This is a genomic window from Sorangium sp. So ce281, from assembly GCF_051527395.1.
GTDB lineage: Bacteria > Myxococcota_A > Polyangia > Polyangiales > Polyangiaceae > Sorangium > Sorangium cellulosum_B.
Genome location: NZ_CP150322.1, coordinates 5,042,551 through 5,067,387, shown reverse-complemented (window position 1 = coordinate 5,067,387; position 24,837 = coordinate 5,042,551). Strand labels below are relative to the sequence as shown.

Below are 24,837 nucleotides of genomic sequence, written 5' to 3'. Positions count from 1 at the left end.
GGGGCCGCAAGGCTCTGGGCCCGGGGTGCCGGACGCCTGGGCGCCGGTCGCTCGGGGTGGATAGCTTCGCGGCGCGGGTCGCGCTAGGAGCAGGCGCGCCGCGGTCCACCATTTCCCGCGGTGCTCGTAGAGCCGCGCGCCGCGGCTCGCTCCCCCCGGAGGGGCCCGGACGTTCCCGTCCGCTCCCTCGCACCTCGGTCGAGGCCGCGTGCTGCGGCCGCTAACGCTGGTCAGGTCGCCGCGCCCTGAAGCTCGCTATGCCCGTTGATTCCAAGCTCATCCGCAACTTCTCGATCATCGCCCACATCGACCACGGCAAGTCCACGCTCGCCGACCGCATCCTCGACGTGACCGGGGCGCTCACCGCCCGCGAGCAGAAGGAGCAGTTCCTCGACAAGATGGACATCGAGCGCGAGCGGGGGATCACGATCAAGGCCCAGACCGTTCGCCTGGATTACACAGCGAAGGACGGCCAGACGTACCGGCTGCACCTCATCGATACACCCGGGCACGTCGACTTCAACTACGAGGTCTCGCGCAGCCTCCAGGCGTGCGAGGGCGCGCTGCTCGTCGTCGATGCTACCCAGGGCGTCGAGGCGCAGACCCTCGCGAACGTCTTCCTCGCCCTGGACAACAACCTCGCGATCCTCCCGGTCCTCAACAAGATCGACCTCCCCTCGGCCGACGTCGAGCGGACGACGCGCGAGATCGAGGACGTCATCGGCCTCGACTGCTCCGGCGCCATCCCCGCCAGCGCCAAGACGGGGATCGGCATCGCGGAGATCCTCGAGGCGGTGGTCGAGCGCATCCCGGCGCCGAAGGGCGATCTGAACGCGGCGCCCCGCGCCCTCATCTTCGACAGCTGGTACGACAGCTACCGCGGCGCGGTCGTCATGGTGCGCGTCGTCGACGGCATCATCCGGAAGGGCCAGAAGGTCCGCTTCATGGCGACCGGCCGCGACTACGAGGTCACGGAGATGGGCGTGTTCACGCCCCACGCGACCGCCATCACCGAGCTCGGGCCAGGGGAGGTCGGCTTCCTCGTCGGCAACATCAAGAGCGTCGTCGACACGAAGATCGGCGACACGGTGACCGACGCCGTCCACCCCGCGACGACGCCGCTCCCCGGCTTCAAGGAGGTCAAGCCGATGGTCTTCGCCGGGATCTTCCCGACGGACTCGGCCCAGTACGAGGACCTCCGCGACGCCCTGTCGAAGCTCCACATGAACGACGCCGCGTTCGTCTTCGAGCCCGACACCTCCGAGGCGCTCGGGTTCGGCTTCCGGTGCGGCTTCCTGGGCCTGCTCCACATGGAGATCATCCAGGAGCGGCTGGAGCGCGAGTACAACCTCGACCTCATCACGACCGCGCCGAGCGTCGTCTACCACTGCTACCTGAACGACGGCTCGATGAAGTCGATCGAGAACCCCGCGAAGCTCCCGCCGCCGAACCTCACCGATCGCATCGAGGAGCCGATCTTCCGGATGACCGTCCACGTGCCGTCGACGTACGTCGGCGCGGTCCTCGCCCTGTGCCAGGAGCGGCGCGGGGAGCAGAAGTCGATCCAGTACGCCTCGTCCGACCGCGTGATCATCACCTACGACATGCCCCTCAGCGAGGTGCTCTTCGACTTCCACGACAAGCTGAAGAGCGTGTCGCGCGGCTACGCGTCGATGGACTACGAGCTCGTCGGGTACCGCGCCGACGATCTCATCAAGCTGGACATGCTGGTGAACGGCGACCCGCTCGACGCCCTCAGCGTCATCGTGCACCGGGACAAGGCGTACGCCAGGGGCCGGGACCTCGCGGTGAAGCTCAAGGACATCGTGCCGCGCCAGCAGTACGAGGTCGCGATCCAGGCGGCGATCGGGTCGAAGGTCATCGCGCGGACGACCGTGAAGGCGATGCGCAAGGACGTGACCGCCAAGTGCTATGGCGGCGACATCAGCCGCAAGCGCAAGCTCCTCGAGAAGCAGAAGGAGGGCAAGAAGCGGATGAAGATGGTCGGGAGCGTCGAGATCCCGCAGGAGGCGTTCCTCGCCATCCTGAAGATCGACTGACGCGCGGGGGCGCTGGTCACCGCGCGCCGCGCGGCCACGCGAGCGTGGCGGCGCGCGGCGCGCGCTCGTATAAGCCGCCCATGCAGCCCGCCCCCGTCCGGCCGCGCGAGCTCCGCGCGGCGTTCCCTGCCCTCGCCCTCGGCCTCGCCGTCCTCGCGTGCGACGATCAGCGCGCCGCGGCGCCTCAAGCGTCCACCTCAGCCTCCGCGCCGCCGGTCGCGGACAGCGCGGCGCCGGCCCCGAGCGCCGCGGCGGCCCCCGCGGCCACGGAGGCCGCGAAGCGAGAGATGCCGCCGCGGCCGATCCCGATCGGGTCGAGCGGGCCGATCCAGCCGAGCGCGCCGGCGGAGCAGCAGATGATGGCGATCCAGTACACGCTCGCCATGGTGTCGCCGCGGTCGACCGACCCGCTCGTCGACAAGCCCTACCTCGAGGGCATCCTGCCGAAGCTCGCCGCGGCGGTGCGCACCGCCGACAAGGGCAAGACCCCGCCGAACCCCGCCAAGGCGACCAAGGGGAACAGGAAGATCGAGGTCGACATGGGCAAGGGGTGCACCGAGCGCACCCCGTCCAACCTGCTCGCGCAGCGGGCAGGCTCCTCCCTGAGGGAGGCGTACGACGCGGGGATCCTCGTCATCTCCTGCCACGACGACCGATGGGAGTGCCACCAGTCGACGCGGGATCCGAGCGACGTCCTGTGCCACGCAGCGCCGCGGCGCTGAGCGTGGTATGGGCTGCGCCTGCCATGCAGGAGACGCTTGCCTACTCGGTCCCCGGCGCCGACGCCCTCCCTCGAACGGATCCGCTCGCCGAGATGCTCGTCGAGCTGAACCGCGAACGCCCGCCGCTCGCCCGGCTGCGCCACGACGCCACCGTCGCGTTCGGTCCGACGATGCGCGTCGAGCGCTTCGCCCTCGGGAACGGGCTCAAGGTGCTCGTGCTCGTCGACCCCACGGCGCCCGTGGTCTGCCTGCAGACCTGGTTCGGCGTCGGCTCGCGCCATGAGCGCGTGGGCAAGACCGGCATCGCCCACCTCTTCGAGCACCTCATGTTCGGCGAGACGGAGAGCGTCGCCCACGGCGCGTTCGACCGGATGCTCGAGGAGGCCGGCGCCGAGACGAACGCGGCGACGTTCCTCGACTGGACCTACTACCACACGAACCTGCCGAAGGACGCGCTCGCGCTCACCCTCCGCCTCGAGGCGGAGCGCATGGCGCGGCTCGTCCTCCGCGATCCGCAGGTGTCGAGCGAGAAGGAGGTCGTCGCCAACGAGCGGAGGCAGCGGGTCGACGACGACGTCGACGGGGCGGTGAGCGAGCTGCTCTACAAGGCGGCGTTCACCAAGCACGCCTACGGGTGGCCGACCATCGGCTGGATGGAGGACATCAAGGGCTTCACGACCGAGGACTGCGTCGAGTTCTACCGGACGTACTACGCCCCCAACAACGCGGCGCTGGTCATCGTCGGCGACGTCGCGCTCGACGAGGCGCTGCGCGGGGTGCAGGACCACTACGGCGCGCAGGAGCCCTCGAAGATCCCGGTCGAGGAGGTGTGCCCCGAGCCGCCGCAGATCGCGGAGCGCCGCGCCGAGGTGGTGAAGCCGACCGCCACGCACAAGGTCGCGATCGGCTACCGCGCGCCGGCGCTCGGGGACTTCGACCACGCGCCCCTCGCCCTGCTGAACGAGATCCTCTTCTCCGGGCGGTCGTCGCGCGTGCACCGCGCGCTCGTTCAGGAGCAGGAGATCGCGAGCGAGATCCGGGGCTGGGTCGGCTCGTTCCGCGATCCTTCGCTCTATGACATCTATCTCTCGGCCCGCGGCGAGCACACGGGCGAGGCGCTGCTCGCGGCCCTCGATCCGCTCCTCGAGGCGGTGCGCCGCGCCCCGGTCACCGAGGCGGAGCTCGATCGCGCGAAGGCGCGCATCGAGCTCTCGGTCCTGCAAGGGCTCGAGACCGTCGCCGGCAAGGCAGAGCAGATCGGCTTCTACGAGACGGTGCTCGGCGATCCCGCGGCCCTGTTCGAGCGGCTCTCCGCCTACCGGCGGGCGACGGTGGGGGATCTGCTGCGTGTGGCGCGGCGCTACCTGGTGAGCTCGGCGCGGACGGTGATCCACGTGATCCCGGACGGGACGAGCGACGAGGACGACGAGGACGGGACGGACGCGGAGAGCGAGGAGGCATCGTGAGCCAGAGCGTGAAGAGCGGCCTCGCCTGGGGCGCCGAGGGGCAGGGCAGGGGAGCGACGGGCGGTCGCGTGGCGCCCCGCGGCGGCGCGGTGCTCGTGGAGACGAGCCACGCGCTCCCCATCGTCAGCATCGTCGTCGCGTTCCCCTCCGGCTCGGCGCACGATCCGGCAGGGCGCGAGGGGCTCGCGCGCATCACGGCGCGCATGCTCCGCCGCGGCGCGGAGGGCTACAGCGCGAACGAGATCGAGGAGACGATCGACGCGCTCGGCGGGGAGTTCGGCACCGACGTGGCGACGAGCGCGACGACGGTGCATTTCGAGGTGATCAAGCGCTCGCTCGATCGGTTCGTCGAGCTCGGGGCCACGCTCCTCGCCCGCCCGACGTTCTCGCCGCCGGAGCTCGCGCGGCTCCTGCGCGAGGCCGAGGCCGAGCTCATCGAGGCGCGCGACAGCGATCGCTCGCTCTGCAGCCGCGCCTTCCGGCGGACCCTGTTCGCCGGGCACCCCTACGGCCGCCGCGTCGCGGGCACCATCCCGACGCTGCGGGAGATCACGCGCGACGACGTCGCCGCGTTCTATGCGCGGCACTACAGCCGGCGCAACGCGATCGTCGCCATCTCGGGCGACATCGAGCCCGGCGAGGCGCACGGGGTCGCCGAGCGCCTCCTGTCCGGCCTGCCCGAGGGCGAGGCGATCCCGGATCCGGTGACGGATCCCGGGGCGAGGCCGGGGCGTTGCCTCGTGTTCGTCGACAAACCCGAGCGGACGCAGACGCAGATGGTCATCGGCGGGCTCGGCACCGACGCCCACGACCCCGATCACATGGCGCTCCTGGTCGCGAACACCGTCTTCGGAGGCACCTTCTCGTCGCGGCTGATGCAGGAGGTCCGCGCGAAGCGTGGCTGGTCCTACGGCGCCTCGTCGCGCGCGGGCTTCGATCGGCACCGCGACGCGTTCACCATGTGGACCGCGCCCGCGGCGCAGGACGCCGCCGCCTGTCTCTCCCTGCAGCTCGGGCTGCTCGAGGCGCTGCGGCGCGACGGGATCACCGAGGACGAGCTCACGTTCGTGAAGCGCTACCTCGTCCGCTCGCACGCGTTCGAGATCGACACCGCGAGGAAGCGCGTGCACCAGAAGCTCGACGAGCTCCTGTACGATCTGCCGGACGGGTACCACGAGACCTACCTGAAGCGGATCGAGGACGTCACGCTCGAGGAGGCGAACGCCGCCGTGCGGCGCCGGATCTCCGAGGACGATCTGGTGATCGGCGTCGTCGGCACGCACGAGGAGATCGGCGAGGCGATCGCCGCGGCCGTCCCGAAGCTGGCCGAGGTGAAGGTCGAGCCGTACGATCTCGAGTAGCCGGCGCCGCGCCGAGGGCGATCACGTCGCGGCGCGCAGGCCGCGAGACCCGGGCGCGCGCCGTCTCGGGCGATCTCGCCCCGCGGCGGCGAGGCCCCGGCGCAGGCGACGCCGGCGGCCTGTCCGAGCGGCGTCGAACGACCGGCAGCGCGATCGGAACCGCCCGTCGGCCGCCGGCATCCAAGGCGCTGCTCCTTCGCGAGATCGTGGCAGGGCTCGCGGCCCGCTCCAGGATCACCGGCGCCTCCGGCCGCGATCGCTCAGCGCGCGCCGCGCGATGCCTGCCACGGCGCACCTGGCGCCGGCTCGCGAGGGCGAACGAGGGGAGCTCGCGATGAAGGCACGAACCATCCACGCGCCGGTCCTTGCCGCGGTGACCGCGCTGTCCGGGCCCGCTGCCGCGGCGGTCCCCGTCACGATCACCCACCAGGGACGCCTCTTCGATTCGGTGGGCCAGCCCATCGACGACACGCTCGACGTGGTGTTCGCGTTCTACGACGCGCCCGACGCGCCCGTGCCCGTCTGGAGCGAGCTCCACACCATCACGTTCGACCAGGGTTATTTCTCGGTCGACCTCGGCGAGCTCGCGCCCGTCGACAAGCCGGTCTTCGACGGCGCGGCGCGCTACCTCGGGATCACCGTGGGGGACGACCCCGAGATGGTGCCCCGCGCCAGGATCGCGAGCGTCCCGTACGCGCTCCAGGCCAGCAACGTCGCGGGGGACATCACGCCGAACTCGATCTCCATCGGCGGTCGCCTCGTCATCGACAGCAGCGGCGTGTGGGTCGGCGATCCGATCGGCCTGCAGGGCGCGCCGGGGCCCGCGGGCCCTCCCGGCGCGGCCGGTCCGGTCGGGCCGAGCGGTCCGGCTGGGCCGCCTGGCGCTGCCGGGCCCCCGGGTGCGCCGGGGGCGGAGGGGCCGCAGGGGCCTCCTGGTGTCATCTCGAGCACCTATGTTTCCGGCGCGGGCGCCGCCCCTCAGAAATCGCTGCAGTTCCTGGCTGCGCCCGCGACCGTGAGCGTGACCGCCTCGGGGCAGCGCGTCGTGGTCGTCTCCAACAAGGCGCTCGGCGCCGCGTCGACCGCCGCGGACCAGCTCCACCTCTGGATCTGCTCTCAGCAGCTCTCGCCTCTCGGGGAACTCAGCCCAGAAGGGACGGGCGTCTATGCGGTCCAGGTCCCGGCGCACACCCGCATCGCCATGGGGCTGAGCGCAGTGCTGTCGCCGCCCCCGGGCCAGTACAGCGTCGGCCTCTGCGGGAAGTCCGATAGCCCCTTCTGGACCAACAACGACTACTCGTACACCTCCGCTGTCGTCTCGATGCAGTAAGGTCGGCCTGGGCGGCCAACCTCGCGCGCCGCGAGGCGCGCGGCGCCTGCCCTCCGATCGCCACCATGCAGAAGGAGCTGATGACCCCCGCGGCGATCCTGCTCGGCAGCCTCTTCATCGCAGCAGGGCTCTACCTCGGGCTGCAGCGTCCGCCGCCACCTGCGCTTCCGTCGGCCAGCGTGGAGACCTCGGCAGCACGTGCGGGCGCGCTGCCTGCGACCGCGGGCGCGCCCGCCCCTTCACTGCCTGTGCCTCGCCCCGCGCCGGCGGGGGCCTCGCCGCTGACGAGCGAGCTCTACAAGCGTGTCGAGGGGGATGCCGCCAGGGAGCTCGAAGCGCGCCGGTCGCTCTTCGTGAAGCAGTGCTGGGAGCCTTCGCTCAGGAAGAACCCGGCTCCCGCGCGCGCCAGGTACATCTTCAACATGACCTTCGATGCGTCCGGGAACGAGATCGCCCGCGGCATCAGCGAGGTGCGGGGGATGGATCGTCCCGACGCGGCGCAATGCCTCCGGATGATGCCGCTCGAGCTCATCGTGCCGCCGCCCGGAACGCGCGTCTCCGTCGAGATCGAGATGACCCTGCCGTGAGCGCGCCGTGGCTGTGGGGGCGCCCTCGCCACGGAGGCCGTGACGCAACGATGCCTCTCCGCCGTTTGGTCCGCGATGGGCGGTGGGCTAAGGTCACGCCGTGCCTTGGCTTGCTGAGCTCGCCCTGCACCTCTGCCGCGCGCTGCACCTCGTGGTCCTGGCGATCGCGCCCACGTGGCTCTCGCCTGAGCCGCTCCCGGCCGGCGCGCTCGCCCTCTCGGGATCGCTCGCGGCGGCCGCGCTCGCCGCGGCGCTCGGCCTGTCGGCGTGGCTCGCCGCGCGGCTCGATACACGGCTCGCCAGGAACGGCGCGGCGCTGCTGTGGATCGCGATCGCCGCGGCGCTCGCGGCCACGCTCTACTACCGCGGGCCTCGCGCGCCGCTCGCGCAGGGGGTCGTGTTCGTCGCCGTTCCCCTGTGGGCGGCGCTCGCGACCCTCGCCGCCGCCGCCGCGGAGCGCTGGCTCGGATCGAGCTTCAAGCACCGGCGCATGGGGGCCGCGATCGTCGTGATCGGCCTCGGCGTCGTCCAGGTGAACGGGGCAGCGCCCCTGCTCGGGTCGCGCGAGCGGATGTGGTGGGCGGCGCTGCGCCGCGACGGCGCGCACCTGCGCGCGATCGACGAGCTCACGAGGCCGCTCCGCGAGCGGCGCAAGCTCGACGAGCTCGACGGCGTCGCGGCGCGCTGCCTGAGGATGCACCCCGCCGCCGCCGCGCCCGCCGCGCCGGCCACGTGCGCCTGCCTCGCGCTGCGCGCCGAGGCGAGGCTGCACGCCCGCAACGCTGGCGCCGCCCTCCGCGACGCGGAGTCCGCGCGCGCGCGGTGCCCGGAGCAGAGCGGCACGCGCGCGGTCCTGGCCGAGGCGCTCGCCGTCGCCGGCCGCCCCGAGCGCGCCGAGGCCGAGGCGCGGGCCGCGCTGGAGGAGGGCGGCGACCCGTCGCGGCTCCGCTATGCGCTCGCGCTCGCGCTCGAGCGCGCGGGTCGCCTGGCCGAGGCCAGGGCCGAGGCGGATCGCGCGATCGACGCCGGCGCCGGCCGGAAGGCGCAGCTCCTCGCGGGAGCGCTCGCGATCCTGGCCGGAGATCTCGACGGGGCGAAGGCGCGCCTCACGCCGCTCGCCGAGCAGGATCCCTCGGACGCCGAGGTGCTCTACAACCTCGCGCTCATCGCCGACAAGCGCGGCGACTACAACGGCGCACGTCAAGGCTACCTCGCCACCCTGAAGGCCGAGCCCAGGAGCGCCGATGCGCGCTACAACCTCGCGCTCCTGACGTTCCGCGCGGGCATCGCCGAGGAGTCGCGCCACCACGTCCGCAAGTTCCTCGATGCGTTCCCTGACGATCCGCGGGGCAGCCAGCTCGCGCAGGCGACGGGCACGCCGCTCGGCAAGACGTACAAGACCGACAAGACCGACAAGACCGACGCCGGCGCGCTCCCGGGCCGGCCCGCCGAGCGGCGGTCTCTGCAAGAGCCCGCCGCCGCAAGCTCGGGTTCTCGTTAGCTTCCGCCGCGAAGCGTCGTAAACGTCGTCAACGTCGCAAACGGCGCAAATCCACGGCGGGGGATGGCGGGGCTTCTGCGCCATTTCACGCTGTCGGTCCCAGTTCACTTTTGCATGGCGCGAACGTGACCCTGGATGACGACCTGTGTTATTCCAGAAGGTCTGGGAGGCTGCGTGACACCCGCCGCGGGGAACACCGTTGCCGATCGCTTTCGCCTGGTGCGTCCGCTCAGGCAAGGCGGGATGGGCTCGGTGTGGCTCGCCCAGCACCTCGGCCTCGACATCCCGTGCGCGATCAAGTTCATGAACGCGCAGGGCGTCTCCAAGGAGGTGCGGCACCGGTTCGAGCGGGAGGCGAAGGTCGCCGCGCAGATCCGCAGCCCGCACGTCGTGCAGATCCTCGACCACGGCGTCTGGCAGGGGACGCCGTACATCGCGATGGAGTACCTCGAGGGGGAGGACCTCGACACCCGCATCCAGCGCGTGGGGCGGCTCGACCCGCACGACACCATGGCGATCACGGCGCAGGTGGCGCGCGCCCTCACCAAGGCGCACGCGAGCGGCCTGGTCCATCGCGACCTCAAGCCGGCCAACATCTTCCTCGTCCGGGACGACGACAGGGAGATCGCCAAGGTGCTCGATTTCGGCATCGCGAAGGACAGCACGCCGCAGGTCACCTCCACCACGAAGACCGGCTCGCTGCTCGGGACGCCCGCGTACATGAGCCCGGAGCAGGCGCAGGGCACCAAGAGCATCGATCATCGCTCGGATCTCTGGTCGCTGGCCGTCGTCGTGTTCGAGTGCCTCACCGGCAAGCTCCCGTTCAACAGCGAGGCGTTCGGCGATCTGCTCCTCAAGATCATGGTCAAGCCGCTGCCCGTGCCGTCGCAATTCGCCCCCGTGCCGCCCGGCTTCGACGCCTGGTGGGCCCGCGCGGCGTCGCGCGAGCCGGACGCGCGATTCCAGAGCGCGAAGGAGTTCTGCGACGCGCTCGCGCTCGCGCTCGACATCGCGAGCGAGAGCTTCGAGCCCAGGACGAGCATCGTCGGCCCGTTCCGCGTGTCCGGCGAGCGCATCTCGGTGGAGCTCGGGTTCGCGCCACGCTCGAGGGAGAGCGCGGCGCTCCCCGACGCGGGGCCCGACAGCGCGGCGCCTTCGTTCGGGGACGCGGTCACGCTGATCGCCTCGGCGGACGGCGACGCTGCGCGGATCTCGGCTGGGTCCGGCGCGACGGTGGCCTCGCCAGGAGCAGCGGTGGGCACGTCCGCGATGTCCGGCCGCCAGATGCGGTCGCAGACCACGAGCGCGCTGGTCTCGGTGGTATCTCCCCCGGTCCGGCGGCCTGTCGTCGGGCGCGCGCTCGCCGCCGCGGCGGCCGGCGCGGTCGTTCTCGTGGCGGTCGCGTTCTTCGCCCTGCGCGGCGGGAGCCCTGACGCGACCGGGCAGCCGCTCGCGCAGCCGGCCCCCACGGCGTCGGTGTCCGGTGCGCCGCGGGGGCTCGACGGGGTGGCGCCGGCCACCGCCTCCGCCCAGGCGCCGGAGCCGCCACCCTCGGTGGCCCTGACGCCCGCGGCCTCTGCGACGACGTCGCCGGTCTCGACGACGGCGCCCTCGGCCTCGGCGACGGCGGGCGGCTCGCGTGTGCCATCGGCTCAGCCCGCTCAGGCGAAGCCGCGCTCCCCCGCGCCGCCGGGGAGCGTCCGCCGCAAGCCGAAGCCGACGGACTTCGGCATCTGACGTTCACCTGCAGCACCTCGCACGGACCTCTTTCGTATGGCTCGTCGACTCGGGATCGCTTCCTTGCTGCTCGCCCTGACCCTCACGCCCGCCGCGCTGGCGCAGGTATCGGACGCCGATCGCGCGACCGCGCGCTCGCTCGCCGTCGAGGGGCAGGAGGCCCTCGAACGAAAGGACTTCGCGGCCGCGCTCGATCGGTTCGGCCGCGCGGACGCCATCATCCACGCGCCGACCCTGCTGCTCGGCGTCGCCCGCGCCCAGGTGGGCGTAGGCCAGTGGATCGCGGCCCAGGAGTCGTACAGCCGCATCCTCCGCGAGGGGGTGCCGGAGAGGTCGCCCGAGCAGTTCTTCGAGGCGATCGCGGCCGCTCAACGCGAGCTCGACGCGCTCGCGCCCCGGATCCCGCAGGTGCTCATCTCGGTGAGCGGGCCGGACACCACCGCGGTCACGATCGACGACGCGCCGGTGCCGCGCGCCGCGCTCGGGGTCCGGAGGCCGGTCGATCCAGGCGACCACGTCGTCCGGGCGTCGGCCGCGGGGTTCGCTCCGATCGAGGTGAAGGTGACGCTCGCCGAGGGCGCCAGCGAGACCGTCGCGCTCCAGCTCAAGCCGGTGGCGCCGCCGCCTCCGGTCAAGCCGCGTCCACCGGTGGCGCCGGGGCCAGACCCACGCGCTCCTGCTCCCGGTTCCGGCGGCAGCAGCCGCACGGTGCTGGCGATCGCCGCGTTCGGGCTCGGCGGCGCCGGGCTCGCGGCCGGCGCCATCGGCGGCGTGCTCGCGCTCGGCAAGCACGGCGATCTCTCGGCGCGCTGCCCCGGCGACCGGTGCGCCCCGTCGCTCAGGGGCGAGGTCGACAGCTACCACGCGATGGGCACCCTCTCGACGATCGGGTTCGCGATCGGCGCGGTGGGCGTCGGCGCGGGGGCGTTCCTGCTGCTCACAGCGCCGAGATCGCCGGAGCGCGCCGGGATATCGATCACGCCCGTGATCGGGCTCGGCTCCGCGGGAGCGAAGGGGAGTTTCTGATGCGCCAGGCGTTCGGAATCGGCTCGATGGTCTGCGTTGCCATCATGACCGCCGCGGCATGCACCAGCGTGCTCGGGGACTTCACGGTGAGCGAAGCCGACGCGAGCTCGACCGGTGGACCCGATGCGTGCGCGACCGGCACGGCGGACTGCGACGGCAACCCCGACGACTGCGAGGTGAACCTGCTCGACGACCCCCAGAACTGCGGCGCTTGCGGCGCGGTGTGCCTGGACGGCGGGATGTGCAGGGCGACCGGCTGCAGCGGGGCCACGGAGATCGCGCGCGGGTTTCCGAGCATCGAGGCTCCGAACGCGAACCTCCTCACCGTCTACCAGGGCGAGGTCTACTGGACCGCCGGTGAAGGCACGGAGGGGAGCGTGCAAAAAGTGTCGGTCCTCGGCGGAGCCGTCACGACGCTCGCCGTCGGCCAGAACGCTCCCTACGGGATCGCCGTCAACCAGCACGGCGTCTTCTGGTCCAACCTCAACAACAAGGACGTCCTGGTGGTGGACCGCAATGGAGCACGCGCGCCACAGGTGCTCTTCGACTCGCATTTCGCGACCCTCGGCGTCGCCGCGGACGACACCGCGGTGTTCTGGGCGCAGCGCGCGGCCGGCATCGGCACGCCGGGTGAAGGGAGCCTCATCGGCCAGATCCTGATGCCCGGCGAATGGGCGGACGACGAGTTCCTCGAGGTCAGCAACGCTTCGCCGCACCTCATCGCGCTCGACCAAGAGCACGTGTACTGGGTCGACAGGAGCCCGCGCGGCACGGTGAACCAGACGCATCGGCAGACCCGCGACACGAAGCGGCTGGCCGACGAGCAGCCGTTTCCGTACGCCATCGCCGTGGACGGCGACCACGTCTACTGGACCAACAGCCCGCGCCGGGATCTCAGCAGCGAGCAGTCTGCCGTGATGAGGGCGCCAAAGGACGGCTCGGAGGACGCGGTGGCTGTCTGGACGGCCGTCGAGGATGATGACGTGGCGCATGCGTCCCCCGACTGCATCGCCGTGGATGGGCTCGATGAGTTCGTCTACTGGACCGATCAGGGATCGCCCCGCGTGATGCGGAAGCACAAGGACGGCACCGGCAGGGCTCGGCCGCTGTACGAGGGCGGCACTCCGCGCGGGATCGCGCTCGCCGGCGGGTTCGTGTACTGGGCGGACGAGAGCAGCGGCACGATACGCAAGCTCCCGCGCTGAGGGGTGGTGCTGTCATTTGCCCAGAGAGGGTTCACATGAAGGCGGTAAGGCGGGAAGATCATTGAGATTTTCTTCCCGCCTTACCGCCTTCATGTTCAAATGACAGCACTACCCGCTGAGGGGCGGCGCACGTGCGCCCCGCGGCGTCACGCCGCCGCTCAGCCTGCGGCGTCGCGCACCCGATCGACGTCGACGCCCAGCCGGCCCGACGTGTCGTCGGCGGCCGAGACGACGCGCGCGCCCTGGAGGATGTCGCGCGCCATGAGCTGCGTGGAGAGGATCGCGCAGAACGCCATGTCGTCGGTGTTGCTCATCGACTTGCCGCCGGTCTTGCGGCACTTCGCGACGAGCGACGCGACGGGCTGCGCCTGCCAGATGCCGGCGTCCTTGATGGCGTCCGGCGACAGGCACGCCTCGACATAGTCCGGCGTCCCGCTCCCGAAGAAGGGCTGCACCACGGGCGCGCGGTACGGCTGCTTCTTCCGCTCGAGGACGCCGGGCGGCAGGAGATCGCCCATCGCGCGCTTCAGCACGTGCTTCTCGTCGAGGGTGCGGAGCTTGAGCGCGTCCGGCAGCGCGTCCGCCACGTCCATCACGTTGGGATCGAGGAACGGGAAGCGCCCCTCGACCGAGTTCGCCATCATCATGCGCTCGCCCTGGGAGGAGAGCAGGTAGCCGGAGAGCAGCGTCGTGATCTCCAGGTACTGCGCGCGCGCGAGCGGCGTCCAGCGCATGAAGTCGCGCGGCAGCTGCTCCCTCAGGCGATCGGCCGCGGCGGTGTCGCCGACGCCCTCGCGCATCGCGGGATCGAGCATCAGCTTGATGCGGCTCGTGGCGTCCCAGCGCGGGCGGTGGGAGTAGAACGGGTCGCTCGTCTGCGCGAGGTTCCGCCCGAAGAAGGCCTTGGCCATCTCGACCTGCGCGACCGGCGACCGCTGCAGGTAGGGGTAGAGCCGGAGGAGGAGCTGCGGCCTGAGCTTGCTGTCCGGGTGGCGCGCCCAGAAGCGCCGCACCCGGTCCTCGCGGAAGATGTCGTAGCCGGCGAAGAACTCGTCGGCGCCCTCGCCCGTCAGCACCACGCGGTAGCCGCTCTGCCGGACGAGGCGCGCCAGGATGAACAGCGGCGCCGGGGCGGTGCGCAGGAGCGGGGCCTCGGCGTGGTAGACGACCTCCGGGAAGACGCCGGCGATGTCGGCGTCGCTGCACTGGATCGACGCGTGCGACGTGCCGAGGTGCGCTACGGCGGCGCGCTGGTACTCGGCCTCGTCGAACTCGCGCTCGGCGAACTCGACCGAGAACGTGCGCAGCGGCACCTCGCGGTTCGAGGCGATGAGCGCCGCGACGATCGTGGAGTCGAGCCCGCCGCTCAGGTAGCTGCCGACGGGGACGTCGGCGCGCAGGCGGATCGTCGAGCCGCCGCGGACCGCCTCGCGCACGCTGGACACGAGCCCCGCCTCGTCGCCGCCGGGCGCGCGCCCGACGGGGAACTCGGGGCGGAAGCGGACCGAGACGCGCGGCGCCACGTCGCGATCGAGGTCGAGCGTCGCCACCGCGCCCGGCGGGATCTGCTGGATGCCCTCGTACGGCGTGAGCGGGGCGATCGGCGCCCAGAACGTCAGCGCCTCGTCGAGGCCCTCGCGGGAGATCGCGCGGGGGATGGTGGGGTCCTGGAAGAGCGACTTCACCTCGCTGGCGAACCGGAGGACGCCGCGGTGGACCGTCCAGAAGAGGGGGTTGATGCCGACGCGGTCGCGCGAGAAGAACGCGCGCCTCCGCTGGACGTCCCAGATGACGAACGCCCACTGGCCGTTCAGCCGATCGACCATGGCCTCGCCGTACTCGGCGTAGGCGTGGATCAGCGCCTCGGTGTCGCTCTTGGTCCGGAAGTGATGGCCCTTCGCCGTGAGCTCCTCGCGGAGCTCGATGTAGTTGAAGATCTCGCCGTTGAAGCAGACCCAGAGCGTCTCGTCGGCGTTGGCCATCGGCTGCCAGCCGCCGTCGAGGTCGATGATCGACAGGCGCGAGTGGGCCAGCGCGACGTGGCGATCGCGGTAGATGCCGAAGCCGTCAGGGCCGCGGTGGCGGAGCGCCCGCGCCATCTTGAGGGCCAGCTCGCGGTCGGGGTTCGGCGCGTCGGTGCGTAGGTTGATGAGGCCGGCGATACCGCACATATCAGATGAGCTCGCTCTTCTTGACTTTGCCGCTCGCCGTCTTGGGGAGCGAATCCATGAACTCGACGAACTTGGGCACGGCGACTTCGTCGAGCTCGGACCGCACCTTCTTGCGGACGTCGTCGGCGGTCACCGCGGCGTCAGGGGCCTTCACCACGGCGGCCTTCACCGCGACCCCGAGCACCTGATCCGGCACGCCGACGACCGCCACCTCGACGACGCCCGGGACCTTGCAGATCACCGACTCGACCTCGAGGGGGCTCACCTTCTCGCCGCGGGTCTTGATGATGTCGTCCTTGCGCGCGACGAAGTAGAGGTACCGGTCCTCGTCCATCTTGAAGAGGTCGCCGGTGTGGAGCACGACCTCGCCCGGGAGGGGCCCCGGCCGGAGCGCGCGTGCGGTCGCGTCGGGGTTCCTCCAGTAGCCGCGCATCACGTTCGGCCCGCGCACGACGAGCTCGCCCACCTCGCCCGGCTCCGCGTGCGTGCCGTCCTCTCGCTCGATCCAGAGCTCCTCGTTCGGCATCGCGATGCCCACGGAGGACGGTCGCTCGAGCGCCAGGGAGGGTGGCAGGTAGCAGACGCGCGTGCACTCGGTCTGGCCGTACATCGCGAAGAACGAGACGTTGGGCAGGAGCTCGCGCAGGCGCAGGAGCTGCGGCGCCGGGAGCCCGTACGCGGCGTTCGTCAGGTACCGGAGCGCCGAGAGATCGGCCTTCGCGAAGTTCTTCAGCGAGAGCATCGACGCGAAGATCGTCGGCACGCCGGCGAAGCCGGTCGCCCGCTCCTCGGCCATCCGCTGGACGATGGGCCACGGCATGGAGAAGCCCTTCTCGAGCACGACCGTCCCGCCGAACGTGTGGGTCACGAGCAGCTGGAAGAGCCCGTAGGTGTGCGACAGCGGCAGCACGCAGAGGATCACGTCGTCCGCCGTGTGCTCGAGGTACACGCCGATGGCCGCGGTGCTGTTGCGGAGGTTCTGGTGCGTCAGCATGACCCCCTTCGACTCGCCCGTGCTGCCGCTCGTCCAGCAGAGCGTCGCCAGATCGAGCTCGATCGCGCGGCGCGCAGGGGGCTCGCCGGGCGCGCCGGCCAGGGCCTCCTGGAAGTCGCGCCCGTCGCGCGGGGGCCCGGCCGCGGCCGGGGGAGCCGCGCCGCTCACGAACGTCGCCGCCGGCCTCGCGCCGGGCGGGAGCTCGGCCACGGCGGCGAGGCCCTCGCGCATGCCGCGCGCCGCCACGAGCACGCGGGGGCCCGCGAGCTCCATCACCTGGCCGAGGCGCCGCGGTCGCATCGCGGTGCCGAGCAGCGACGGCACGCCGTCGGCCCGGAGCGCTCCGTAGTATGCGACGACCGCGTCCACGCTGTTGTCGAGCGCGACCATGACGCGATCGCCGCGCTGCACGCCTGCCTCGCAGAACAGGGCGGCGCAGCGATCGGCCAGCGCGTCCAGCTCCCGGTACGTGATCCGCCGTCCCTCGCAGACCAGCGCGACGTGGTCGGGGCGAGCGGCGGCGAACGATCGCAGCGCGGAGTCGATGAGGAAGCGATCCGAGCGCGGATCGCGACGAGCGGTGTGCTGCGTGCTCATGCGCCCCCCGGGGTTCGGGCTAGTTGCTGCTCTTCTTCCCGCTCACGTAGGTGACGAGCCGGGCGATCGAGCCGAAATTCTCCGGCACCATCTCCTCGTCGGCGACCTGGATGCCGAGATCCTGCTCGAGGAACTGAACGATCTCGAGGACGGCGGTCGAGTCCAGGATCCCCTGATCGAGCAAAGCGACCTCGGACCCGAGATCGGCGGTAGCGCCCCGGTATCCGAACGAGGTGACCAGGAAGTTGCGAATCGTCGATTCGATGCTGGAAGTGCTCATGGAGGTAGTCTCCACGTCTATCACCCCCCCGGCTTTCCTGTCGAGAACACTCCGCGGAGCGGCGGCCAACGCGCGGATCGCGGCAGGACGCGGTTGCGATTGCGGCCATCCTCCATCCTTCGCGCGCGGTGCTCCGCGTGCGTCCGCGTCCGAAAGCCGCCGCCAGGGCGCGCCGCGGAGGTGGGATTGGCGACTGACGATCTCGCTGCGAGCCCGTCCGTCACCGTCGTCAACGTGAGTGAATGCCAGCGATGCTCCGCGCTGTTTCCGGCGGGTTTCACGGCCGGGGAGCGGCGTACCAGGCCGTGAATGCCGTTGACAGCGGCGCGCGTCGTCCGGCGGCGCGGCTCGTCAGGCGTGGCCCTGATCGCGGACGAGCTGCGGCTGCGCGTGGAGGTACTGCGCTACCCGGCGCTTCGCTTCGATGTCCTTGAACACGCGCTCGACCTGCTGCGGCGTGATGCCGACGGCAGACGCCGCGTCCGCGGCCGGGACGTTGTTGTTGTAGGCGTACAGGCAGAGGTCCATCTTGTCGTAGGGGAGCGCGAAGTAGAACTCGTCCTGCCCCTGCGGCATCGAGAACGTGTCCGTCGTCGGCGCGCGCCTGCGGATGTCGGCAGGGACGCCGATGTACTCGGCGAGCGCGTAGACCTGGCTCTTGTACAGGTGCGCGATCGGCTTGAAGTCCGCGGCGCCGTCGCCTTGCTTGACGAAGAAGCCCTGATCGTACTCGAGCAGGTTCGGCGTGCCGGCGACGGCGTAATTGAGCCTGTCCGCGTGGTAGTACTCCATCATCTTGCGGATGCGCTGCTTGAAGTTCGTCGCGGCGACGAGCTGCAGGTACGCGTTCAGGGGCATCCGCTTCACGCGCGGCTCCTCGCCGGGCGGCTGCGCCGTCAGCTGCGAGACGTTCAGCCTGTCGCTCTCGAGGATCGAGGGGAGCGTGATCTTGAACTTCCAGCTCTCGTTGTAGTCCGGGTAGACCATCCGGATCGCCTCGTCCTGCCGCTCGTAGCAGCGCAGGCCGGTCAACGCGGGCTTGATGTTCTCGAGGACCGCCTCGATGCCGAGCCCCTCGGCGAGCAACTTGCCGAGGCGGAGCGCGTCATCGGAGGTGTCGCGCTCGGGCATGAAGATGCCCAGCACCTTGTCCTTGCCGAGCGCGCGGACGCACAGCGTCGAGACGACGGAGCTGTCGATCCCGCCCGAGATGCCGACCACGGCCCCGCGCCGCCGCAGCGTACCGAACACCTGATCCCGGATGGCCTGCTCGATCTCTTGCGCTACAGCCGGGGCATCGATCCTGAGGACGTCTCGCGAAAACATGGTTGGCTCCACCCTTTCAAAAAGATGGACCAGCCTATTAAAACGGGGCGCGACAGGGAACCCTGTTCGCTGCGAGCGGGCGTATGCCAGGGGGAGCCGCGCGCGGGGGCCGCGTCTGTCATGGTTCCGTGGGTTCCATGGGCGAGGGCGTCCGTCTGCCCCGGCTGCGCCGCCGCGCCCGGACGGCGTGGGCGGTTGTCAGGGCGCGGGCCGTGGCTCGCCGGTCGCGGAGAACTCGTTGGCCTCCGCGGCCAGGATCCAGAGCACGGCCATCCTGACCGCGACGCCGGCCTCGACCTGGTCGAGGATCACGCTCTGTGCGCCGTCCGCGACGCGCGGATCGATCTCCACGCCGCGGTTCATCGGCCCCGGGTGCATCACGATCGCGTCCGGCTTGGCGAGCGCGAGCCGGGCCGCGTTCAGCCCGAACGTGCGGCTGTACTCGCGCGTGCTGGGCAGGAAGCTGCCGCTCAGCCGCTCGCGCTGCACGCGCAGCATCATCACCACGTCGGCCCCTTCGAGGGCGGGCTCGATCCGATCGTAGACCGTCGCGCCGAGCGACTCGCCCGCGATCGGCAGGAGCGTGCGCGGGCCGGCGAAGCGGACCCGCGCGCCCATCGTCGTGAGCAGGTGCGCGTTCGAGCGGGCCACGCGGCTGTGGACGATGTCGCCGCAGATGGCGACCTCCAGCCCATCGAGCCGGCCCTTGGCGCGCCGGATCGTGAACGCGTCGAGCAGCGCCTGCGTCGGGTGCTCGTGCGTGCCGTCCCCCGCGTTGACGACCGCGGCGCGCGTGTTCGCGGCGACGTGGTGCGGCGCGCCCGAGGCGGCGTGCCGGATGACCAGCACGTCCGGCTGCATCGCCTGGAGGTTCTGCACCGTGTCGAGCAGCGATTCCCCCTTGACCGCGCTCGAGGTGGAGACGCTGATGTTGATGACGTCGGCGCTGAGCCGCTTGCCCGCGAGCTCGAACGACGTCCGCGTGCGCGTCGACGGCTCGTAGAAGAGGTTCACGACCGTCTTGCCGCGGAGCGTGGGCACCTTGCGCACGCTCCGCCGGGAGACGTCGAAGAGCGACTCCGCGGCGTCCAGGAGGGCCACGATCTCGGTACGCGAGAGACCCTCGATGCCGAGCAGGTGTCGGTGCGGGTAGATCCTCCTCATGCGCTGGTTTACGTTCCTTCCGGTGGCGGGGGGGGCTCCGAGAGCTTCGTGCCGGCGGCGGTGACGAGAGCCCAGAGCTCGCCCGCGCGCTCCACGACGTCGATGCGCTGCCCGGGGGCGAGCTCGACCGCGCGGACGATGTAGTCGGGGTGAATCGGCAGCTCCCTGCCGCCGCGATCGACGAGCGCGACGAGCTCGATCCGCTGCGGTCGCCCGTAGTCGAGCACCGCGTCGAGCGCCGCGCGGATGGTGCGACCGGTGTAGATCACGTCGTCGATCAGCACGATGCGCCGGCCGTCGACGGGGAAGGAGATGTGACTCGGGCCGATGCGCGGGTTCGGCAGGGCGGTCGCGGCGTCGTCGCGGTAGAGCGTGATGTCGACGGCGCCGACCGGGGGCGCGTGCCCCTCGATCTCGAGGAGCAGCGCGGCCAGCCGCTTGGCCAGCGGCTCGCCGCCCCGTCGGATCCCGATGAGCGCCAGATCTTCCACGCCGCGGCCGCGCTCGGCGATCTGGAGCGCGATGCGCCGCAGGCCGCGCCCGATGGCGGCCGGGTCGAGCAGAGCTTCCATGGCGCGGCGAGGGCTAGCACGGCGAGCGCCCTGCGCCCAAGGCCCGCGTGCGCCGCCCGCCGGATCGCCCGCGCGCCCGAGGGAGCGCGGGCGATCCGGTCGTGCTGGGGAGGAGAGGGGCGTCCTCGGCGCGGCGTCGCGGCGGCGGCGCGGAGGCGCGGCCTGCCTCAGTCGGGCTGGTGCAGGACCCGCTGGGTGCGCTCGACGAAGTAGAACCGCTCGAAGCCCGCGCGCTGGAACGTGAGCGCACCGAACCCGTTGATGGCGATCGCGGCCGCGCCGAGGGCGTAGAACGGCGCGCCGAAGCGGCGGCCGGAGACGGCGATCATCGCGAAGAGAAACGGGGCGAAATCGTTGGAGAAGCGGTAGCCGAACTGGAGCCAGCCGGTGTTCTGGTAGAGGAGGCTCGGCAGCGCGACCGCGGACACCGTGACGGCGAGCGCCCAGAACGGGGGCGGCGTGCGTCGAGGCCAGAGGGCCCACGCGTAGATCGGCGTGGTCACCCAGAGCGCGAGCCCGTGAGCGTTGATCTGGAACGGGGCGCCCTGCACGTCGGTGTACGGCAGGCCGGTGAGCACCACCGCGAGGTTGCGCGGCAGGTAGTGGTACGAGAAGAGCCCCCACTTCTCGATCCGCGCGCGCCACGCGATGTGGAGGTACCGGTGGCCGAACTCGGTCGCGTCGCCGAAGCGCGCGTGGTTGTGCCAGAGCAGCGCCGAGAGCACGAGCGCCGCCGGCGCGGCGAACAGGGCGAGCCGGCGCAGGAGGGCGCGCGGGTCCGAGCGGTCCACGCGGAGCGCCTCGAACAAGAACAGCGGCAGGGCGAAGCCGAGCGGCGTGCGGGTCGCGAAGCCGAGGCCCAGGGCGAGGCCCGCCGCGAGCGGATGGGCGGCTTCGAGCGCGCAGTAGAGATAGACGCACGCCAGCGCGACGCCGACGACGTGCGCCGCGAACCACACCGTCCCTTGCACCGCGCTGAACCAGTAGACGCTCCCGAGCGCGAAGAGCAGCGAGAGCGCGACGTTCTCGGCCTGCATGCGGTGGCTGCGGCGCGAGGCCGAGAGCTTCTCCAGCGCGAGGAAGAGGACAGCCGGCCCGACGCCGGCGAACGCCAGGAAGAACTGCCCGTCGCGCACGCGCTCTGCGCTGCCGGCGAGCTTGACGAGCGGCGCGATGAGGACCGCGGGGAAGGGGGGGAAGCTGACGTAGTAGCGGTCGCCGAACACGGCGAAGTCGTTGCCGCCCGCGTGCGCCGGCGGCGGTCCGCCGAGATCGAGGCGGCCGTGGAGCCACGCCTCCGCGAGCAGCGCGTAGTGGTTGTAGGGCGTGTGGGCCGCGAAGATGTCGCGGGAGGAGCTCGCGGCGTACGCGAGCGTCACGAGCGCGTAGAGGGCGATCGCGACCGCTGCTCGGCGGCCTGCGCGGCGTGCTTCCCCTGAAGGTTCCGGCCGCCGATCGGCGGCGCCCGCGGCGCGGGGCTCGGGCGTGGCGCTACGGTCCATGCGCGGCCGACGCTACCATGCAGCCTGATGTGACGGCGGCCGCGGGTCGTTCTTGCGAGCCAACGCACCCCGCGCTAAACGCTCCGCTTTCACTGGCCCGGAACCCATGTCCCAGATTGCCGTCTCTGCCAATGACATCGACATCTCCGGTATTTCGCTGGACATGCCGCTGCCGCTCGACTGGATGAACGCGGCGCTCGCTGACGTCGACGTCACCGGGCGCGCGCCAGGCCACCTCTCGGCCCGCCTCTCGCGGACGGGGAACGAGATCGTCGTGCGCGGCCGCGTCAAGGCGCCCGTCGCAACGCCCTGCGCGCGGTGCCTTGCCCCTGCCGCGCTGGACATCGACGCCGAGCTCGCGCTCCTCCTGCGTCCTGCCCCGAAGGCGGACGGCCACGGCCACGGCCATGGCCACCGGCGGGACGACGCTGCCCGCAACGGCGCGGCGAAGCCTGGGGCCAGCAAGGTCAAGGAGCCGGAGTACGAGTTCACGGCGGACGAGGCCGACGTCGACACGTACGACGGCGAGACGGTCGAGCTCGATCCGTTCATCCGCGAGGCCATTCTCCTCGAGATGCCGAACTTCCCCTTGTGCTCGGAGGCTTGCCCGGGTATCGGTCCTGCCGCGTCCCGAGAGGACCGCGAAGGCGGCTCCTCGGCCCTCGTCCGCGGGGCGGCGGAGGAGGATGAGGCCGCTCCAGGCCTCGACCCGCGGCTCGCGCCGCTCAGCGCGCTCCGAGAGAAGCTCGGACAGAAGCCCAGCGGCTCTGACAGGCGCGCGCAACCTGCATCGACCCCCCCGGCCAAGGCCGGGACACCGAAGAAGAAGACCAAGAAGGAGTAGCTCCGTGGCCGTCCCCAAGAGGAAAACCACCCCCAGCAAGCGCGACATGCGGCGCGCCAACCACGACAAGGTGACCCCCGTCCAGCTCGTCTCCTGCGAGAACTGCGGGGAAGCCCGGCTCCCGCACCGCGCCTGTGGCGCCTGCGGGCACTACAACGGGCGCAAGGCGAAGGCGACCAAGGCGACCGCGGCCTCATGACGGGCGCGGGTGCGTCGGCGCGCGCGAACGCTGCGCCCGCGCACCTGGGCGCGGCGGCGCCGGCTCGCGCGGATGCGCGAGGGGCCATCGAATGAGCTCCCCGCAGCCGAGGAGCCGCATCCTCGGGACGGGCAGCTACACGCCCGCCCGAGTCCTGCACAACACCGATCTCGAGAAGATCGTCGACACCTCCGACAGCTGGATCAGCGAGCGGACGGGGATCCGTCGACGTCATATCGCTGCCGAGGGAGAGCTCACGAGCGACATGGCCGCCGCGGCCGGCCGCTCTGCGCTGGACGCCGCCGGGCTCTCGGCGGCTGACCTCGACATGATCATCGTCGGGACGATCAGCGGCGACACCCCGATGCCCTCCTGCGCCGTGTACGTGCAGCAGAAGCTCGGCGCTCAGGAGATCCCCGCGTTCGACATCTCGGCGGCCTGCGCCGGCTTCGTCTACGGCCTCACGATCGCCGATCAGTTCATCGCGAACGGAGTGGCCCGGCACGTCCTCGTGATCGGCGTCGAGCTGCTCTCCCGCATCCTGAACTGGAAGGATCGCACGACGTGCGTCCTGTTCGGCGACGGCGCGGGCGCGGTCGTGCTCGGGCCTGCGTCGGGCGACGGCAGGGGCATCGTCTCGACGCGGATCTTCAGCGACGGCACGCTCGCGAACTCGCTGGTCATCCCGGGCGGCGGCACGGCCGAGCCGCTGACGCCCGAGGGCATCGAGCAGAGCCGCAACAAGGTCCACATGGTGGGGCAGGACATCTTCAAGGTCGCCGTGAAGAACCTCTCCAGCGCCTCGCTGATCGCGCTCGAGACGGCGGGCATGGCGGCCGGCGACCTGGACTGGGTCGTCGCCCATCAGGCGAACCTGCGGATCATCAGCCAGGTCGCCGCGCGGCTCAGCCTCCCTCTGGAGCGGTTCGTGCTCAACATCGAGGAGTACGGCAACACGTCGAGCGCATCGATCCCCATCGCCCTCGACGAGGCGGTGCGCGACGGGCGCATCAAGCCGGGGCAAAACGTCCTGTTCTGCGCGCTCGGCGCCGGCATCTCCTGGGGCGCGTCCGTCATCCGGATGTGAGCGGGCCATGCGCGTGTGCCGGCGTCGGGGTCGAGGTCTGCGCGTCCGCTTGAGCTCGCAGGGCGATCCGGCCTGAGGTAGTCTCGCGCGCGCTGGCCGCATGACTGGTCCGGGGAACGGACGACGTCCGCCTCCCTGGCTTGGAATTGAGGGCAAACGTGAAAATCGCTTGGCTGTTTCCAGGGCAAGGGGCGCAAGAGGTGGGGATGGGCAAGGCCCTCGCGGAGGTCTCGGCGGCCGCGCGCGGCGCGTTCGCGCGAGCGGACGCGGCGCTCGGCGAGCCGATCTCGCGGCTTTGCTTCGAGGGGCCGATGGAGGCGCTGACGCAGACGAGCAACACCCAGCCCGCCATCGTCGCGACGAGCTGCGCCGTGGCCGCGGCCCTCATCGAGCAGCTGCCCAACCTCGATCCGCCGCTGTACGCGGCCGGCCACTCGCTCGGCGAGTACAGCGCGCTGGTCGCTGCCGGCGCGCTCGAGATCGAGGATGCGGTGAGGCTCTGCCGGATCCGGGGCAGCGCCATGCAGGAGGCCGTACCGGCGGGCGAGGGGGCCATGGCGGCGCTCATCGCGCTCGACCAGGAGGTGGTGCTCGCGATCTGCGCCGAGGCGGCGCAGGGCGAGGTGGTCGCTCCGGCGAACTACAACGGGCCGGGGCAGATCGTGATCGCCGGGCACGCCGGCGCGGTCGCGCGCGCGGGCGAGCTCGCCGTCGCCCGCGGCGGCAAGGCCATCCCGCTCAAGGTGAGCGCTCCCTTCCACTGCGCGCTGATGCGGCCTGCGGCCGAACGCTTGCGTCCCGAGCTGGAGCGCACGCAGCTGATGCCGCTCGCCTTCCCCGTGATCGCGAACGTCGACGCCGCGCCGAACGCCGATCCGGAGCGGGTGCGGTCGCTCCTCCTGCGCCAGATCGATGGCACCGTGCAGTGGATGCGGACGATCGAGCGCATGGCGGAGGACGGCGTGACGCACGCCCTCGAGATCGGCCCTGGCAAGGTGCTGGCCGGGCTGGTGAAGCGGATCACGAAGCAGATCAAGGTGCTCAGCGTGAGCGACATGGCGGGGATTGAGCGCGTGAGCGCGTTCCTTTCGGAGGCATAGGCATCG

General features: G+C 71.5%; 21 protein-coding genes. 14 read left to right on the top strand and 7 right to left on the bottom strand.

All coding sequences use genetic code 11. The features are described 5' to 3' along the window. Window positions 1-257: 257 nt before the first annotated feature. The 10 genes from lepA to WMF27_RS19160 all read left to right on the top strand — a co-directional run bounded on the left by lepA (window position 258) and on the right by WMF27_RS19160 (window position 12,995). Window positions 258-2,060 (top strand): translation elongation factor 4, encoded by a 1,803-nt coding sequence (gene lepA, locus WMF27_RS19205; protein WP_437767438.1) that lies wholly within the window; start codon window positions 258-260, stop codon window positions 2,058-2,060. 80 nt (window positions 2,061-2,140) lie between these two features. Further along, entirely contained in the window at window positions 2,141-2,782 is a 642-nt protein-coding gene (locus WMF27_RS19200; RefSeq protein ID WP_437767439.1) for a hypothetical protein, read from the top strand. A 23-nt stretch (window positions 2,783-2,805) separates the two neighbouring features. Next, on the top strand, window positions 2,806-4,248 hold the full coding sequence (locus tag WMF27_RS19195) for a M16 family metallopeptidase (RefSeq protein ID WP_437767440.1): 1,443 nt from the start codon (window positions 2,806-2,808) through the stop codon (window positions 4,246-4,248). Next, window positions 4,245-5,609, top strand: coding sequence for a M16 family metallopeptidase (locus WMF27_RS19190; RefSeq protein ID WP_437767441.1), 1,365 nt, complete (start codon window positions 4,245-4,247; stop codon window positions 5,607-5,609). The genes WMF27_RS19195 and WMF27_RS19190 overlap by 4 nt, the downstream gene beginning before the upstream one ends. 334 nt (window positions 5,610-5,943) lie before the next feature. Continuing rightward, window positions 5,944-6,939, top strand: a complete 996-nt coding sequence (locus WMF27_RS19185; protein WP_437767442.1) for a collagen-like protein — start codon at window positions 5,944-5,946, stop codon at window positions 6,937-6,939. Between the two features lie 65 nt (window positions 6,940-7,004). Continuing rightward, a complete protein-coding gene (locus tag WMF27_RS19180) occupies window positions 7,005-7,526 on the top strand; it encodes a hypothetical protein (RefSeq protein WP_437767443.1) in 522 nt (173 codons plus the stop codon). Window positions 7,527-7,626: 100 nt separating this feature from the next. After that, complete coding sequence (locus WMF27_RS19175) at window positions 7,627-9,027, top strand: tetratricopeptide repeat protein (protein WP_437767444.1); 1,401 nt, start codon at window positions 7,627-7,629, stop codon at window positions 9,025-9,027. Between the two features lie 174 nt (window positions 9,028-9,201). Further along, window positions 9,202-10,764 carry a protein kinase domain-containing protein gene (locus WMF27_RS19170; protein ID WP_437767445.1) on the top strand — a complete coding sequence of 521 codons (1,563 nt, stop codon included), beginning with the start codon at window positions 9,202-9,204 and terminating at the stop codon, window positions 10,762-10,764. Window positions 10,765-10,800: 36 nt separating this feature from the next. Continuing rightward, complete coding sequence (locus tag WMF27_RS19165; RefSeq protein WP_437767446.1) at window positions 10,801-11,790, top strand: hypothetical protein; 990 nt, start codon at window positions 10,801-10,803, stop codon at window positions 11,788-11,790. After that, complete coding sequence (locus WMF27_RS19160; protein ID WP_437767447.1) at window positions 11,790-12,995, top strand: lipoprotein receptor; 1,206 nt, start codon at window positions 11,790-11,792, stop codon at window positions 12,993-12,995. Before WMF27_RS19165 ends, WMF27_RS19160 begins: the two co-directional genes overlap by 1 nt. A gap of 158 nt (window positions 12,996-13,153) precedes the next feature. On the opposite strand, the gene asnB is transcribed toward WMF27_RS19160, so the two are convergent. From asnB to WMF27_RS19125, 7 genes are all read right to left on the bottom strand, one after another. Then, entirely contained in the window at window positions 13,154-15,166 is a 2,013-nt protein-coding gene (gene asnB / locus WMF27_RS19155; protein WP_437767448.1) for an asparagine synthase (glutamine-hydrolyzing), read from the bottom strand. A gap of 1 nt (window position 15,167) precedes the next feature. Then, a complete protein-coding gene (locus WMF27_RS19150; RefSeq protein ID WP_437767449.1) occupies window positions 15,168-16,757 on the bottom strand; it encodes a class I adenylate-forming enzyme family protein in 1,590 nt (529 codons plus the stop codon). Between the two features lie 19 nt (window positions 16,758-16,776). Continuing rightward, a complete protein-coding gene (locus WMF27_RS19145) occupies window positions 16,777-17,037 on the bottom strand; it encodes an acyl carrier protein (protein WP_012236454.1) in 261 nt (86 codons plus the stop codon). A 351-nt stretch (window positions 17,038-17,388) separates the two neighbouring features. Next, entirely contained in the window at window positions 17,389-18,363 is a 975-nt protein-coding gene (gene nadE, locus WMF27_RS19140) for an NAD(+) synthase (RefSeq protein ID WP_437767450.1), read from the bottom strand. A gap of 198 nt (window positions 18,364-18,561) precedes the next feature. After that, complete coding sequence (locus WMF27_RS19135; RefSeq protein ID WP_437767451.1) at window positions 18,562-19,527, bottom strand: aspartate carbamoyltransferase catalytic subunit; 966 nt, start codon at window positions 19,525-19,527, stop codon at window positions 18,562-18,564. Window positions 19,528-19,535: 8 nt separating this feature from the next. Further along, entirely contained in the window at window positions 19,536-20,099 is a 564-nt protein-coding gene (gene pyrR, locus WMF27_RS19130) for a bifunctional pyr operon transcriptional regulator/uracil phosphoribosyltransferase PyrR (RefSeq protein WP_012236451.1), read from the bottom strand. Between the two features lie 167 nt (window positions 20,100-20,266). Further along, window positions 20,267-21,601 (bottom strand): hypothetical protein, encoded by a 1,335-nt coding sequence (locus WMF27_RS19125; RefSeq protein WP_437767452.1) that lies wholly within the window; start codon window positions 21,599-21,601, stop codon window positions 20,267-20,269. A gap of 106 nt (window positions 21,602-21,707) precedes the next feature. Between WMF27_RS19125 and WMF27_RS19120 the strand changes: the two genes are divergently transcribed. From WMF27_RS19120 to fabD, 4 genes are all read left to right on the top strand, one after another. Further along, window positions 21,708-22,445 carry a YceD family protein gene (locus WMF27_RS19120; RefSeq protein WP_437767453.1) on the top strand — a complete coding sequence of 246 codons (738 nt, stop codon included), beginning with the start codon at window positions 21,708-21,710 and terminating at the stop codon, window positions 22,443-22,445. Between the two features lie 4 nt (window positions 22,446-22,449). Next, window positions 22,450-22,644: a 50S ribosomal protein L32 gene (gene rpmF / locus WMF27_RS19115; RefSeq protein WP_012236448.1), complete on the top strand. Its 195-nt coding sequence runs from the start codon at window positions 22,450-22,452 to the stop codon at window positions 22,642-22,644. 91 nt (window positions 22,645-22,735) lie between these two features. Further along, the gene (locus WMF27_RS19110; RefSeq protein ID WP_437767454.1) at window positions 22,736-23,731 is read left to right on the top strand and encodes a beta-ketoacyl-ACP synthase III; all 996 of its coding nucleotides are present in this window, start codon (window positions 22,736-22,738) and stop codon (window positions 23,729-23,731) included. Between the two features lie 158 nt (window positions 23,732-23,889). After that, the gene (fabD, locus tag WMF27_RS19105; RefSeq protein WP_437767455.1) at window positions 23,890-24,831 is read left to right on the top strand and encodes an ACP S-malonyltransferase; all 942 of its coding nucleotides are present in this window, start codon (window positions 23,890-23,892) and stop codon (window positions 24,829-24,831) included. The last annotated feature ends 6 nt before the right edge of the window (window positions 24,832-24,837 follow it).